Here is a 14793-nt window from a genome sequence, read left to right as displayed (position 1 = left end):
AACCGCCCTCGCGAGGCGGACGCCCTAGAACCCGATCAGCCCCATCAGGAAGTCCACCCCTTGCGAGTACCATTTCTCCGGCATGGACGACGCAGGCGTCGCGGGATCCACGGCACCGACCGCCGCAGCGCCGGACTCGTCGTCCTTCCCGTCGTCTCCCGGGTCCGGCTTGGGCGCGTCGTCGAGCGCCGCGACCGCCCGATCGAGCTCGTCGATCGAGCCCGCCACCAGGTCTTCGGTCAAGGTCGCCTTCTTGAGGACCATGGCGGTATGACCCCTGGCAGCGGCCGCCGCGTCCGGCGTCGGCGGTCCTTCGCGCTGCTTCTTCGCCACTTCGTCGAGGACGGCGAGCGCGGCTTCCTCCCGCTGTCGAGCCTCCGACAGGATCCCGTCGAGGCTCGAACGAAGGAGCCGAGCTGCCTCCAGATTCCGACGGATGAAGTCGTCGATCGATCCGTCGATCACGACCCGGGCGTCGGTAGAGGCCATCACGACGACGTCGTCCTCGGTATACGTCGCGAGGATCTCGATGTCCTGCTCGGGCACGAAGAGCTCGGGAACCGTGAGGATCCCCTCGTCGATCGCCGCCATCGTCGCGGGGTCGATCCGCCAGTCCGCGAGCGCCGTCCGCTCCCGCACGCGCCCGTCTTCGTAGGTGACCCACGCCGTGTAGTGGGCGGTCGAGTTCTCCGGAACCGAGGACGGACCGGTGATCGACATCGACACGGGATCAACCGGGATGTAGGCCGGCATCGAAACCGCCGTGATCGTCTGCTCGTTCGCGATGTAGAGCGTGTCGTCGGCGAGCGACATGTGACCCGCGCGGTCGATCGTCCAGTCGTTGCGACGCGAAGCGATCTCCACGGCGTAGGTGCGCGTCCCGTCCCCGACGAAGATATGCGAGTCCGTCACGATCATCTGCCCGACGAGCGTGCGGCCCGGACCGGGAGACCAGCTCCAGATCGGCGTGCCGGTCTCCTGTTCCAATCCAGTGAGTCCCTGCGACGTCACGCCGTAGACGACCCCGTCGCGGATCGAAGGCTGCCCGTCGAAACCGTAGTTCTGGACGTATCCGATTCGCTCCGTCTCGAGATCGAAGCGGATCAGCCGACCTCCGTTGATCACGAAGACGTCGTCCCTGCCCCCGAGCACCGGTGCGAGATCCATGTCGTACCCGCGCCAGGTCCAACCGGGATCGTCGATCTGCAGGAACTGCTCCCCCGTGGCACGGTCGATCGCGAAGAAGTCACCTCCGACGTACGCGTACGCGTAGTCGTCTTCGACCGCGGGCGTCCAGTTGTCGTACTGGGGCAGCTGCGCGAACCACTCGTTCTCGCCGGTGAATGCGTCGAAGCTGTACATCCCGCCGTAGTAGCCACCGTTCACGTAGACGTGACCGTCGAAGGGCGTCGGCGCCTTGTAGCGCTCCCATTGCGCACCGAAGCTCGCTCTCCAGATCTCGTCGCCGGTCTCGCCGTCGAATGCCCGGACGAGCGGCGGCAGCGCCGCGCTCGACGTGCTCTTTCCAGTCTGGACGTAGACGGTCCCATAGAAATAGGCCGGTGGGTTGACCGACGAGGCTTCCCCGAGATCCCGGGACCAGACGACTTCACCATCTCGCGCGTCGAGCGCCACGAGATGCGTCCCCGCCCGGAACCGGCTCGGGACCGTCGCGAAGACCATGCCGTCACCCGCCGCGACGGGATGGAGCGAGCCCTCGAGCGCGTACGCTCGCTCGAAGCGTACGCGGAAGTCGTCGGGATCGACTTGCATCGGGACGTAGCCGTCGTGCCTGCGATTGCCCTGGAATGTCGGCCAGGTCCCGGCGGCGCCTTCGAGCACGTTCCGCGGGAGGACCTCGACGGTGTTGGAGCCGAAGAGCGGCCCGTTCGGCGTCGTGAGGATCGCAGTGATCGTGACTTCGATCCCCTCGACGGGCACGGCGCCGACGGTCAATCGTCCTGCATCGACCGAAGCGATGGAAGGTGACGTCGCCGTCCAGAGGGCGTCCGCATTGAAGTTGTCGGTCACCCCGTTGTCGTAGGTGCCGGTGGCGAAGAACTCGACCGTCGACGACCCGGCGATTCGCCCGGGCCCCTGAACCGCGAGGGAGACCAGTCGCGGCGTCGAGATCGGGTTGGCGAAGTCGACCCAGCCCGCCTCTCTCCGGTAGTCGAAGTCCCCCTGGAAGGTCGTCGCGTTCCAGACCCCGCCGACCAGGGTGTAGGGGAGCGAGAAAGGCACGACCGAGCCTTCGATCGCATCCCAATGATTGAATCGCTCGTCCTGGTAGTTCGCGAAGCCGTTCGAGACGATCAACGCGCCGCCCCGAAGCTGGGCCGTCGGAGACCCGATCGTCGCTTCGAAATAGAGCTCTCCGGCGGCGTGCAGGGTCCCGGCCGATGAGTGGTCACCGGAGTCGTAGTCCGTCTGTCGATAGAGGAGCGGCTCGCCCGTGAAGCGCAGGTAGTGTCGAACCGTGTCGCCGTCGACCTCGGTCCGATCGTAGAGGGCGCTGCCGGTCGTCGTGACCCCTGCGCCGGATCGCCAGGAGCTCCCGTCGCTCAGGGTGTACGTCGCCGCACTCCCCATCAGCAAGATCGACGTCCCGCGTCGGTAGCGCGTGGTGTAACCGGAGCGCGTGGTGAACCGGACGATCGTCGGATGCCCCGGTCGGCGACTCGCCTCGGCTTCCGGCTCGCTCGTCGCCGGCGCCTCACCGAGGACGGTTCCATCGGAGAGCACCTCTCGACCGGACTCGGGGTCGACACTCGACTCGAGGACCACCTCGACCCCATCGGTCAGGCCGAATCCGTTCAGAGCCGCCTCGACCGGAGCGATCGCAGCCCCGTCGGCCGGCTCGATCTCGTCGACACGGCCCACCAACGGGTCGAGGACGGCGATCTCGGCGCCGGAGGCGTCGACCACGGGGAGCGGGTCGACGGTCTGCGCGTTCGATGCGAGCGGCGCGACGGTCACCAGCGCGGCGACGAGGATCGAGGGAATACAGTGGGCAGAGCCCCATCTCCGAAGCGAGACCATGATCGTCGTCAAGCGCACTCTCCCTGCTGGATCCGCGAAAGCATAACATCGCCGCGCGACGACGAGTTTCCGGTCGCCGACCCCGAATCGAGCCGCCGGCCGGAGCGAGGCTTCGTTTCCCATCGGCGATACACTCGGTGACACACCCACGAAGTACGGCGGATGACGAGCACACGACGAAGACGACTCGGCCGATCGGATCTCGAGATCTCGACCCTCGTCTTCGGCAGCATGGGGCGCAGCCGGCAGGACGAGGCCACGCGTGCCCGGATCCTCGACGCGGCGATCGACGCTGGCATGACGTCGATCGACACGGCCCCCCTCTACGATTTCGGCGAGGTCGAATCGTTTCTGGGGCGGGCGCTCGCAGGACGGCGCGACCGCGTCGAGCTCCTCTCGAAGGTCGGCCTCCGCTGGGACGACGAGCACGGCGAGATCCTCTTCTCGGCCGAGCTCGATGGACGGAGACGAACGGTCCGTCGCGACTCGCGGCCGGCCTCGATCCGACGCGACGTCGAAGAGAGCCTCGCGCGCCTCCGGACCGACGTCCTCGATCTCTGCCAGATCCATCAGCCGGATCTGCGCGTCCCCCTCGGCGACGCGCTCGGCGAGCTCGAGCGCCTGCGCGAGGAAGGGAAGATCCGGAACATCGGCGTGTCGAACTTCGAGCCGCACGAGCTCTCGAAGAGCCTGGCGCACTTCGCGAGCGCCGCGCCCCGCTCCAGGCTCGCCTCCCTGCAGCTCCACTACAGCCTCCTCGAGCGCGGCGCCGAAACCGCGCTCCTCCCCGCCGCGGAGGCCGGCGGCCTCGGCGTGCTCGCCTACACGCCCCTCGAAGGGGGCGCCCTGTCCGCCCGCTTCGTGGAAGACGCACAGTGGCGGCGGACGAGAGCCGAGCGTGATCCGCTCTTCGCGCCTCCGAACGAACGGCCCCTCCGAGCCGCTGTAGAGCGACACCTCTCGCCGGCGGCCCGGGCGCTCGGCGTCGCGCCGAGCTCCCTCGCCCTCGCCTGGGTCCTCGCGCAACCGCGCATCACCGCGCCGATCGTCGGCGCCTCGAGCGAGGCCCAGGTCGCGGAACACGCGGCGGCGTGGGAGGTGTCGCTTCCGCCCGAGACCGCCGACGAGGTCGGCAGCGCCTTCGCCGCGCTCACGATCGATCGCACGCCGGGCCTCCCGCTCCGCACGAAGCTGCGCCGGAAGCTGGGAAGGCTCCGGAACCGCGTGAGCCGGCTCGGGGGTGGAGGAGACCGATGAGTAGAAGACCGTCCGGACGCGCGTTCCTCGTCCTCCTTCTCTTGCTGATCGGCTGCGGGGGAGACGAGCCGCCCTTGCCCGCGATCGGGGAGGCGCCGGATCGCGGCGAGCTCTCGGCCTGGCGGCGATTCGCGATCGATCGCGTGCTCGACTACCGGGTCGCCAGCGGCGCCCGGGCGGGATTCGTCGCCCTCGTCGCGCGAGAGGGACGCGTCGTCTACGCGCGCACGACGGGGATGGCGGATCTCGAGAAGCAAGCGCCGATGACCCTCGACACGCGTTTCCATCTCGCTTCGATGAGCAAGGCGATCACCGCGGTCGCCGCGCTCGTCCTCGTCGACGACGGACGCCTCGGGCTCGACGACCCGGTCGCCGGAATCCTTCCGGCCTTCGCCTCCCCGATGGTCGTGACCGGGCGAGACGCGGAGGGGGAGTTCGAGACCGACTTCCTCGAAATGCCGATCACGGTCCGACACCTGCTGACCTTCACGTCCGGGATCGGCGGCTACGCCGAGACCGACGACCCGCTCGACCGGCTCTGGCGATCTCCGGACATCGAGATCGCCGGTCTCGGCACGCTCGCCGACCGGATCGATCACGTCGCCTCGCGCCCGCTCTACGAACGCCCCGGCGAGCGTTGGCGCTACGGCTGGTCGGCGGACGTGCTCGCACGGGTCGTCGAGGTCGCCTCGGGCCAGCCCTTCGACGCCTTTCTGCGCGAGCGGATCTTCGAGCCCCTCGGCATGACCGCGACCGGCTTCGTCGACGACGTCCCCCCGGACGCTCCCTTCGCCCGGATGTACACCCACGACGAAGCGGGCGAGCTCGTTCGGGAGACCCGCTTCGACGAGTACTACGGGCGCGGTTGGACCCCGGGCGGCGGCGGCATGGTCGGGACCGGCCCCGACTATCTGCGCTTCGCGATGATGCTCGCGAACGGCGGCGCGCTCGAGGGCGTGCGCGTCCTGCGCGAAGAGACCGTCGCCGAGATGACACGGCTGCACGTGGCCGAGGGCGTCCTCGCGGACATGGGTCTCGAGGGACTCGGCTGGGGGCTCGGCGTGAGCGTCGTCGCGGACGAGACGGTCACGCTCATGCCTTCGACGAACGGCGACTACTGGTGGAGCGGGCGCTTCGGCACGCAATTCTGGATCAGCCCGGCGAACGAGACCGTCGTCGTCGTGATGCAGCAGACCGAGACGAGCGAGTACAGCGATCTTCCGTGGGCGTCGACCGTGGTCCAGGTCCTCGCGATGCCCTGAGCGCCGCGCAGGCGGACGGACTCGGCCTAGCGTCCGGGCCGGCGACAGAAGTCGGCGATCGCACTCGCCGTGTCGCGGCTGATCTCGGGGCAGGCGATCGGGAAGATCTCGGTCCCGTGGATCGTCCCCATGACCTGACGACAGCGGGCCTCGACGCCGGCTTCGAGCAGCAGGCGGTAGAAGTGGATTCCCTCGTCCCGGAGCGGGTCTGCCTCGTTCACGCTGATCACGACCGGCGGCAGGCCGCGCACGTCGTCTTCGCTCGCGAAGATCGGCCAGGCGAGGGGATCCTGCTTCTCGAAGGCTTCGATCCCGTAGGAGTGCTTGCCCACGTTGTTGTGGAGATCGAGGAGCAGCCCGTTGTTCTCGATCGACGACGGGAAGCGCTCCTGCGGCCACTCGCCGGCGATGTAGGGACAAAGAGCGAAGAATCCGCCGACGAGGTCCGCGCGACCTTCCCTGTTCAGACGCAGGGCCGTCGCCAGCGTCAGGTTCCCGCCCCCGCTCTCCCCCGCCACGATCAGACGATCACGGTCGAAGCCGAGCTCGTCGGCGTGCTCGACGAGCCAGTCGAGTCCGGAGACGCAGTCGTTCAGGCCCGCCGGGAAGGGCTCGACCTCCGGCGCCGACGAGGCGACGACACAATTGCGGAAGTCGACCATCGCGACGTTGACGCCCCGGGCGGCGATGATCTTGCCCCAGGCCCGGTAGTTCCCGTCGAAGCACGACAGGGTCATCATCCCGCCGCCGTGGATGTAGTACACGCCCGGTCGGGTCTCGCCGTCGGCGTGGCAGATCAGCTGGACCTTGATCGTGTTGCCGTCCGGCGCCGAGGTGAACTCGCGGGTCTCGATCGTGAGGCCCTCGGAGGGGGCGACGTCCTCGTTGTCGCAGAGGTCCATGAAGTTGCGGAAGGCCGCCGCCCCTTCGCGGGCGGTCTCGCTGTTCATGCGGGCGAGGAGCTCCTCGCGATCCTTCACGTCGCCTCCCTGTCCCGAAGGCATCTGGGCGAGCATGGCGCGGAGGCGGGGGTCGAGTCTCGGGTCGGACATGGTCTCTCCTGATGGGTTCGGCGGCCGGACGGTAGCGCCGCCACCGCGCGAAGCGCTCCCGTGCCGCCCTCGATCCCTCGACGCTCCCGGCCGAGGGCCGTACGATTGCGGCTCGAGGAGACCCATGACCGTCCAATACGACCCCTTCTCCGACGACGTGATCCACGGCGACAACCACGGGATCTACAAGCGACTCCGCGACGAGTCGCCGGTCCACTACCTCGAGGCCTACGACGCCTTCGCGCTCTCGCGCTTCGAGGACGTCTGGTGGGCCTGCGCCGGGGATTTCGTCTCGAACGCCCAGGGCGCGACGAACGCCCACCTCCTCACCCGGGTACAGCCGGTCCTGCCGCTGCTCAACCACATGGATCCGCCGGAGCACTCGCGCTTGCGGGGCGGACTTCGCAAGCACTTCATGCCCGCCAAGATCCGTGCCCTCTCGCCGTGGATCCAGGGGGTGGTCGACCGGCTCCTCGAGCCCTTCGCCGACGGCGGCCAGCACGAGTTCGTCGAGGACTTCGCGCAGCCCCTCGCGATGAACGTCGGCTGCAAGGTGATCGGCCTCCCGGAGGAGGACGGGGACTACCTCCGCGACGTCGTCGGTCGGTTCTTCCGTCGCGAGCCGGGCCATTCGGGCATGACCGAAGACGGCCTGGTCGCGATGGGCGAGATGAACGACTACCTGCGCCGGATCTCCGCCGAGCAGCGCGCCAACCCGCCCGCCGAGCCGAACGCGATCAGCGTCCTGCGCGACTATCGCGACCTCGAAGGCGGCGCCCTCGACGACGACGCGATCGGCTCCCATCTCTCGCTGCTCCTGATCGGCGGAACCGACACGCTGCCGAAGGTCCTCGCGAACCTGATGCTCCGGCTCGAGGAGAATCCCGATCAGCGGACCGAGCTCGCCGCCGATCCCGATCTCGCGGTCCCGGCCTTCAACGAAGCGGTCCGGATCGACATGCCGACCCAGAACATGTGCCGGCTGGTGACGAAGCCCGTCGAGCGGCACGGCGTGACGATCGGCGAGGGCCAGGTGATCGTTCTGCTCTATACCGCCGCGAATCGCGACGACCGCGAGTTCCCGGATCCGGAGAAGTACGACATGAAGCGCAATCCGCCGCGCTCCCTCGGCTTCTCCCACGGCCACCACGCCTGCATCGGCCTCCACGTCGCCCGCAAGGAAGGCGAGCTCGCGATCAACGAGATCCTGAAGCGCTTCCCGAACTATGAAGTCGACTCTTCCGGTCTCGAGACCTACGCGACCGAGTTCGTGAAGGGCTACTCCGCGATGCCGGTCACTTTCCGTCCCTAGCCTCCGACCCTCTCCTGCCTCCCTGCCTCCTGCGAAAGGAATCGCCGTGTCCGCCACCGATACGCCTGCCGACCTCGGAACCCTGGGTCTCCCCCCGATCGACCAGGTGGGCTTCGTCGTCCGCTCGATCGCGGAGACCAAGGCGCGCTATGGCGCGATGTTCGGTCCCTGGACCGAGATGGACGGCTCCGTCGAGGACGCCGACTACCGCGGTCGCAAGGAAGACGTCACGCTCTCGATCCTCTTCGGTCACTCCGGTGATCTCGAGATCGAGTTCATCGAGTGGAAGGACGGACACAGCCCCCACCGCGAGTTCATCGAAGCGGGCCGCGAGGGCATGCATCATCTGCGCTATCGCGTGGACGACACCGACGCCTGGATCGAGAAGGTCGCGCCGCTCGGCTACCGCCCGATCTGGTACAAGCAGTTCACCGCGGACACGGTCTTCGCGTACCTCGAGCGCGAGGGCGATCCGCTGCTGATCGAGTTCCTCACGATGCCCGCCGCCGGACCCGGCACCGCATAGCCCCCGACCGGTCACGGACCTGCGCTGTCCCGACGCTCCGCCTCCCGCGGGAACCGTCGGCTGCACGGCCCATTTCGTCGCGAGACCTATTCTTGGGGCGCGATGGAATTTCTCGTTCTCGCGCTCTTCATCTTCTACCTGGCGCCGTGGGTGCTGGCGGAGAGCATCGAGCATCGCCGAGCGAACGCGATCCTCTTCCTCAACCTGGGGCTCGGCTGGACGGGGGTCGGCTGGCTCGCCGCCGCGGGCTGGGTCTATCGCGACTGGCCGCGCGAGGCGACGCCGCCGAGCCTCGTGCTGGTCCGGCCGGGTCCAGCCGTGCAGCCGCCGAATTGGCGCCGCGCGATCGGGCCCGCGCTCGTCTCGCTCGCCCTCGTCGCCGGCGTGGCGACCGTTGCCGGGTTGAGCCCCGGAACCACCGAGCCGGACTGGGAGATCGGTGAAGTCGACCGCGCGAACGCCCGCGTCCACATGGGGGCGGGGTCGGACTGGCCCGAGATCGGCCGACTCGACCCCCGCTGCCGCGTCCGCGTTCTCGATCGGGAGGGCGGATGGCTTCACGTGTGGCGCCTCGAGGACTGCGGCGCGGGCATGACCGGCGGATCGGGATGGGTCCGTATGGAAGCCCTCCGATCCGCCGCGAAGTCCGAGCCCTAGACCGTCTCCCGCGCCAAGCGCGCGGCTCGGACGTCGAGCTCGTGCTCGTGCTCGTGCTCGTGCTCGGCTCAGACGTCGAGCGAAGCGAGCTTCTCCGCCGTCGACGCCCAGCTCGCCCCCGCGACCGTGTACGGCGCGGCCAGGAAGTCGGTCAGTCCCGCGTCCCGGTACGCGCGCAGCCTCCGCGCGACCTCTTCCTCGTCCCCAATCACGGCCACGTCCGCGATCCGCTCGGCATCTCCCGAATCGATGACCCGCTTGTAGGGCATGTTCTGCTCGTAGAAGCCGAACTCCGCCTGCGCAGCCTCGCGCGCCTCTTCCGTGCGCGCCCTGGGTACGATCGCCGTCGCGATCACGCTCGCCACGACCGGCGCCCGACGGCCCGCCGCCTTGGCGGCCGCGCGCACCGGGGGCGCGACGTCGCGTTCGATCGCGCCTTCGTCGCACCAGGTCCCGATCACGCCGTCCGCGAAGGTCCCCGTGACCTCGAGCATCTTCGGTCCGATCGCGCCGACCAGGACCGAGCCCATCGGCGCAGCACCGGGCGTTCCGTAGATCGAGCCGAGCTCGAAGATCTCTCCCGCGTGCTGGACGAAGCCGGCCTGCTCTCGCGGACCCGCGGGCTTCGCCCCGACCTCGAAGGCCGCGTTCAGGATCTCGAGGTATTCCTGCACGTGACGCGCGGGACGCTCGAAGGCGAGCCCGTGCATGGCGACGATCGCCGGGTTCGAGCAGCCGATCCCGAGATGGAGCGGGCGGCCGATCGCCGCCTGGGCCGTCACCGCCTGACGCGCCATGGCCAGGGGATGGAAGAAGAAGGTCGGGATCACCGCGGACCCGATCTCGATCCGCGACGTTGCTGCCCCCGCCGCCTGCATCGAAGCGAACGCGTCCAGGGACCACGGCAGGTAGGGCACCCACGCGCTCGGGTAGCCCAGGCGCTCCGCCTGCACCGCGCGCGCACGGATCTCGTCGAGCGTCGACCCCGGTCCCCACGTCTCCGAAACGAAGATGCCCACGCGCACGTCTTTCCTCCAAAGGGCGTTTCGCGCCCTCGCGGGTAGGTTGCCCCGCGATCCCGCGCGCGTCGAATCCGTTATGATCGAAAGCCCTCTCCGCTCAGGTTGCGACATGCCCTCCCTCGCGTCCCTCCGCGCAAAGACCGCCATCGTCGGCATCGGCCAGACCCCGTTCACCCGCGGAACCGAGCTCACGACCCTGGGCCTCCATCTCGAGGCCGCCCACGAAGCGATCGCCGATGCCGGGCTCACGCCGGCGGACATCGACGGCGTGATGCCGAACGAGCTCGCGGGGACCGTCGCCGAGGATTTCATCCTCGAGCTCGGCCTCCCGAACCTCGCCTTTTCCTCCACGATCCGGACCGGCGGCGCGAGCTTCGTGTCGGCGATCCAGAGCGCGGCCCTCGCCGTCGCCGCGGGGATCGCGACGAACGTCCTGCTCGTCGCCGGTCGCCGCGGCTACTCCGCCCAGCGCGTGTCGAAGACCAGCGAGGGCGCGATCCCGCCCCACCCGGTCATGCGCCAGATCGACGAGTTCGAGCGCCCCTTCGGCAATACGGTCGCCGCCCAGTGGTTCGCCCAGGCCGCCCGTCGGCACATGCACGAATACGGCACCACGAGCGAGGACTTCGGCCACATCGCCGTCGCCGTCCGCGGCCACGCCAACCTGAACCCGCGCGCCCTCATGCACGAGAAGACGATGACCCTGGAGCAGCACCAGGCCTCGCCCTTCATCTCGGATCCGCTCCGTCTCTTCGACTGCTCCCTCGAGACCGATGGCGCGACCGCCCTCGTGATCACGAGCGCAGAGCGGGCGAAGGACGCGAAGAAGCCCGCCGTCCCAATCCTCGGCGTCGGTGAGGGACACGGTGATCCGCCGACCTCGATCACCCACAAGCGGGATCTCACGCGGATCGAGGGACTCGAACGCGCGGCCGAGCGGGCCTACGCCATGGCGGGCCTGGGACCCGACGCCATCGACTGCGCCCAGATCTACGACGGCTTCACCTGGATCGTGCTCGCGAGCCTCGAGGCGTGCGGCTTCTGCGCGGCCGGCGAGGGCGGCGGGTTCGTTCGGGACGGACGGATCGCACTCGGGGGAGTGCTTCCGGTGAACACCTCCGGCGGGCTCCTCTCGGAAGGCCACTGCTCGGGGGCGAACCTGGTGAGCGAAGCGGTCCGCCAGCTCCGGCGGGAGGTCGAACCCGCCCGCCAGGTCCGGGACTGCGCGCGCGTCCTCGTCACCGGCGAGGGCGATTTCCACGAGGGCGCGGCGTTGATCCTGGGAGAGAGCGCATGACGACGACCGACGACACGCCGGCGCGCCCGCCGATTCCCAGGACCGAGATCAGCCAGGGCTTCTGGGACGCGATCGCGGAGGGCCGCCTCGCGATCCAGCGCTGCACGGACTGCGGCCTGCTCCGCCACTACCCCCAGCTGCGCTGTCCCGCCTGCCACTCCGACGCTTCGGACTGGCAGACGGTCTCCGGGCGCGGACGCGTCCATTCCTATACCGTCTCGCACCGCGCCTTCCACCCCGCCTGGAAGGATCACGTGCCCTACGTGATCGCGACGATCGAGCTCGACGAGGGCGTCCGGATGGTCTGCGACCTGCTGGACGCGGATCCCGAGACGATCGCGATCGACCAGGCGGTCGAAGTCCGTTTCGAGGACCTTCCAGGGCAGGGCCCGGTCCCCCGCTTCGAAGTCCTCGACGACGCGGATCGGGGCTAGAGTCCGAGCGCGACGCCCCGCCCCACCTCCCCCAGCCAGCCGAACGAGAAAGAACCATGGATCTCTCCCTCGACGAATCCCAACAGATTCTCGTCGACACCTTCTCCGAGATGCTCGAGAAGGAATGTCCGACGACCCACGTCCGCGATCACGAGGACACCGGCTACTCCGAGTCGCTCTGGGCGCAGTACTGCGAGCTCGGCGCGAACGTGATGGGCCTGCCGGAGACCGCCGGCGGTCTCGAGATGTCGCTGCTCGACCTCGGCCTCGTCGCGAACCTCTCCGGACGCGCGCTCGCCCCGGTGCCCTTCCTCGAGGTCGCGACGGTCGGACGGCTGCTCGCGAAGATCGCGCCGGAGCACGCCCTGCGCGCCCGCCTCGCCGAGGGCGAGCCCGCCGCGTCGATCGCCCTGCCCCGCCCGAACGCGGTCCTCGGAACCGCGACGACCGCGGGCGGACGCACGCTGATCCCCTTCGGCACGATCGCGGAGTCCGTCCTCGCCCTCGACGGGGACGCGCTCTTCGTCGCGGAGAACGGGAAGGCCCGCCGCTCCGATCGCGTGCAGGACATCGGCGGCGGTGCCCTCGCCCACTGGAACCTCGATTTCGGAACCGACGCCCTCGTGCTCGCGACCGGAGACGACGCGGCCGCGGCCATGCGCCGGGCCGACGCCGAGTGGAAGCTCCTCGCCGGCTTCTGGCTGACGGGGATCGCCCAGCGCGCCCTGCAGATCGGCTCCGAGTACGCCCGGGAACGGATCCAGTTCGGCGTGCCGATCGGTGGCTTCCAGGCGATCGCCCATCCGCTCGCCGAATGCGCGATCCGCACCGACGGCGCAGAGCTGCTCTGTCAGGAAGCGGCCTGGGCCGACACCGAGGACCCCGATCGCTTCGAGATGCTCTGCTCGATGGCTTTCGCCTGGGGCTCGCAGACGGCGATCCGAAACGCGGACATCGCCCTCCACACCCACGGCGGATACGGCTTCTCGACCGAATACGACATCCAGCTCTTCTACCGCCGCGCGCGGGCCCTCTCGTCGATCGCGGGCGGCGCCACCGAAGAGCTCCAGACCGTCGCGGAACTCTGCTTCGATCGCGACGGGAGCGGCCAGGCCCCGTCGCTCCTCGGAGGTGCGCAGTAATGGATTTCCGACTCGGAGAGAAGGCGGAAGAAGTCAAGCGGGAGATCCGCGCCTTTCTCGCGGAGAACTTCAGCGAAGAGGATCGCAAGGAAGCCGCCGAGGACGGCGGCGGCCACAACTGGGAGCTCTACCGCAAGCTCGCCGCGGCGGGCTGGGTCTCGGCCGGCTGGCCCAGGGAGTACGGCGGCGGCGGCCGCGACCCCTACGAGATCCTCACGCTCTACTGGGAGCTCTGCAAGGCGGGCTTCCCGTGGATCGGGCTGCTCAACAACGGCTTCATCGGCCACACCCTGATGGCGATGGGCACCGACTACCACCGGGAGCACTTCGTCCCGAAGATCGCGAACGGCGAGATCGCCTTCGCCCTCGGCTACTCCGAGCCGGGCTCGGGCTCGGACGTCGCGGGCGCGCGGACGCTGGCGACCCGCGACGGCGACGACTGGCTGATCAACGGCGAGAAGATGTGGACGACGACCGCCCACACGGCGCAATACATCTTCATGCTCACGCGGACGAGCACCCAGGATCGCCCGCACCGCGGCCTCACGATCTTCCTCGTGCCGACCGACGTCGAGGGCGTCGAGGTCACCGCGATCCACACCATGGGCGGCGAGCGCAGCAACGGCGTGTCGCTGACCGACGTGCGCGTGCCGGACGTGAATCGGGTCGGCGAGGTCGACAAGGGCTGGTCCGTGGTCCGCTTCGCTCTCGGGCTCGAGCAGGCGATGGGCTACGCCGACCTCCAGGAGCGCTTCATCCAGCAGGCCGGAGCGTGGTCGCTCGAGGTCGGGCCCGACGGCCAGCGCCCCTTCGACGACGGGCGCATCAAGGAACAGCTCGGGCAGACGGCGATCCACGCCGAGGTCTCGCGCCTCCTGCGCCATCGCTCGACCTGGCTCGCCGCCGAGGGCAAGGACCTCGGAGGCAAGGGCGCGATGACGAAGTCGTTCTCCGGAACGTCCTACCTCGACGACGCCCAGCGCTGGATGGACCTCGTCGGCCCTGCTGGTCTCCTCGAGGAGGACGAGGACGGCGCGCTCGCCGGGGGCAACTTCGACGAGGCCTTCCGCCAGACGCCGGTCAACACGATCTACGGCGGCACGGCGGAGATCCTGCGGAGCCTGGTCGCCGAGGTGGAGCTCGGCCTGCCGAAGAGCCGGTAGCCGGGCGCGGTCCCGCTCGGCGGGGTCTATGCTCGGGCGACACCCGAGAGGAGCCCCGCCGATGCCGGAACCCAAGCTCGACCCGAACAACACCTGGACCCTCGTCGAGAAGCGACTCGCCGAGGAAGAAGACCCGATCGTCCGTCGGAATCTCGAGCTCGTCCTCGAGCACATGAAGTGCGAGGCGAAGGCGGACATCGAGGGGGTCGTCGCGACCCTCGTCGAGAAGCCGAAGTACGTGATGCATGACGATCCGCACACGGAGGTCATGAATCCCGACGGCAGCAAGGACGCGGTCCGTCAGTTCTACGACCTGACGATCGTCCAGAGCGGTGCCCACCGCCTCGAGCTCGACTGCCAGCGCGTGATCGCCGATCGCGACTGCGTCGTGACCGAGGGCGTGATGCGCATGGCCTATCCCGGCTACGCCCTGAAGGCGCAGGGGATCGAGGTCGACGACGATCAGGCGTACTACCTCTACGAGGCCCGCATGGGGATCGTCTGGCCCGTCGACCGGGAAGCGGGTCTCCTGATCGGCGAGGAGAGCTACACGGGCGGCGACGGCTTCGCCGGGATCGCCGACAGGAAGCTCTCGAAGGACGACATCGCCGAGCTGCGCGTCTGAGC

The 14793-nt window shown here is 69.1% G+C and carries 13 protein-coding genes; 10 read left to right on the top strand and 3 right to left on the bottom strand.

Translation table 11 applies throughout. The features are described 5' to 3' along the window. Positions 1–24: 24 nt before the first annotated feature. Positions 25–3054 carry a PQQ-like beta-propeller repeat protein gene (locus NXI30_22220; GenBank protein MCR9096946.1) on the bottom strand — a complete coding sequence of 1010 codons (3030 nt, stop codon included), beginning with the start codon at positions 3052–3054 and terminating at the stop codon, positions 25–27. A 150-nt stretch (positions 3055–3204) separates the two neighbouring features. On the opposite strand from NXI30_22220, the gene NXI30_22215 reads away from it, so the two are divergent. Continuing rightward, positions 3205–4299, top strand: a complete 1095-nt coding sequence (locus tag NXI30_22215; protein ID MCR9096945.1) for an aldo/keto reductase — start codon at positions 3205–3207, stop codon at positions 4297–4299. Next, on the top strand, positions 4296–5561 hold the full coding sequence (locus NXI30_22210; protein MCR9096944.1) for a beta-lactamase family protein: 1266 nt from the start codon (positions 4296–4298) through the stop codon (positions 5559–5561). The genes NXI30_22215 and NXI30_22210 overlap by 4 nt, the downstream gene beginning before the upstream one ends. Before the next feature lie 26 nt (positions 5562–5587). Here NXI30_22210 and NXI30_22205 read toward each other — a convergent pair whose 3' ends face one another. After that, positions 5588–6613: an alpha/beta hydrolase gene (locus tag NXI30_22205; GenBank protein MCR9096943.1), complete on the bottom strand. Its 1026-nt coding sequence runs from the start codon at positions 6611–6613 to the stop codon at positions 5588–5590. 124 nt (positions 6614–6737) lie between these two features. Between NXI30_22205 and NXI30_22200 the strand changes: the two genes are divergently transcribed. The 3 genes from NXI30_22200 to NXI30_22190 all read left to right on the top strand — a co-directional run bounded on the left by NXI30_22200 (position 6738) and on the right by NXI30_22190 (position 9108). Beyond that, positions 6738–7925 carry a cytochrome P450 gene (locus tag NXI30_22200; protein MCR9096942.1) on the top strand — a complete coding sequence of 396 codons (1188 nt, stop codon included), beginning with the start codon at positions 6738–6740 and terminating at the stop codon, positions 7923–7925. A 46-nt stretch (positions 7926–7971) separates the two neighbouring features. Next, a complete protein-coding gene (locus NXI30_22195) occupies positions 7972–8451 on the top strand; it encodes a VOC family protein (GenBank protein ID MCR9096941.1) in 480 nt (159 codons plus the stop codon). A 102-nt stretch (positions 8452–8553) separates the two neighbouring features. Further along, entirely contained in the window at positions 8554–9108 is a 555-nt protein-coding gene (locus tag NXI30_22190; protein MCR9096940.1) for a superinfection immunity protein, read from the top strand. Positions 9109–9176: 68 nt separating this feature from the next. On the opposite strand, the gene NXI30_22185 is transcribed toward NXI30_22190, so the two are convergent. Next, positions 9177–10127, bottom strand: a complete 951-nt coding sequence (locus NXI30_22185; GenBank protein ID MCR9096939.1) for an LLM class flavin-dependent oxidoreductase — start codon at positions 10125–10127, stop codon at positions 9177–9179. Between the two features lie 112 nt (positions 10128–10239). On the opposite strand from NXI30_22185, the gene NXI30_22180 reads away from it, so the two are divergent. The 5 genes from NXI30_22180 (at position 10240) to NXI30_22160 (ending at position 14791) form a co-directional block, all read left to right on the top strand. Continuing rightward, on the top strand, positions 10240–11427 hold the full coding sequence (locus tag NXI30_22180) for a transporter (protein ID MCR9096938.1): 1188 nt from the start codon (positions 10240–10242) through the stop codon (positions 11425–11427). Then, on the top strand, positions 11424–11861 hold the full coding sequence (locus NXI30_22175) for a Zn-ribbon domain-containing OB-fold protein (GenBank protein MCR9096937.1): 438 nt from the start codon (positions 11424–11426) through the stop codon (positions 11859–11861). The genes NXI30_22180 and NXI30_22175 overlap by 4 nt, the downstream gene beginning before the upstream one ends. Before the next feature lie 56 nt (positions 11862–11917). After that, entirely contained in the window at positions 11918–13003 is a 1086-nt protein-coding gene (locus tag NXI30_22170) for an acyl-CoA/acyl-ACP dehydrogenase (GenBank protein MCR9096936.1), read from the top strand. Next, complete coding sequence (locus NXI30_22165) at positions 13003–14166, top strand: acyl-CoA dehydrogenase family protein (protein MCR9096935.1); 1164 nt, start codon at positions 13003–13005, stop codon at positions 14164–14166. Before NXI30_22170 ends, NXI30_22165 begins: the two co-directional genes overlap by 1 nt. 61 nt (positions 14167–14227) lie before the next feature. Continuing rightward, entirely contained in the window at positions 14228–14791 is a 564-nt protein-coding gene (locus tag NXI30_22160; protein ID MCR9096934.1) for a nuclear transport factor 2 family protein, read from the top strand. The last annotated feature ends 2 nt before the right edge of the window (positions 14792–14793 follow it).

Source organism: bacterium (assembly GCA_024742285.1).
In the GTDB taxonomy this organism is placed as follows: domain Bacteria; phylum Myxococcota_A; class UBA9160; order UBA9160; family UBA4427; genus UBA4427.
Note: the sequence above shows the minus strand (reverse complement) of the source record. Positions and strands in the feature narration are given on the sequence as shown.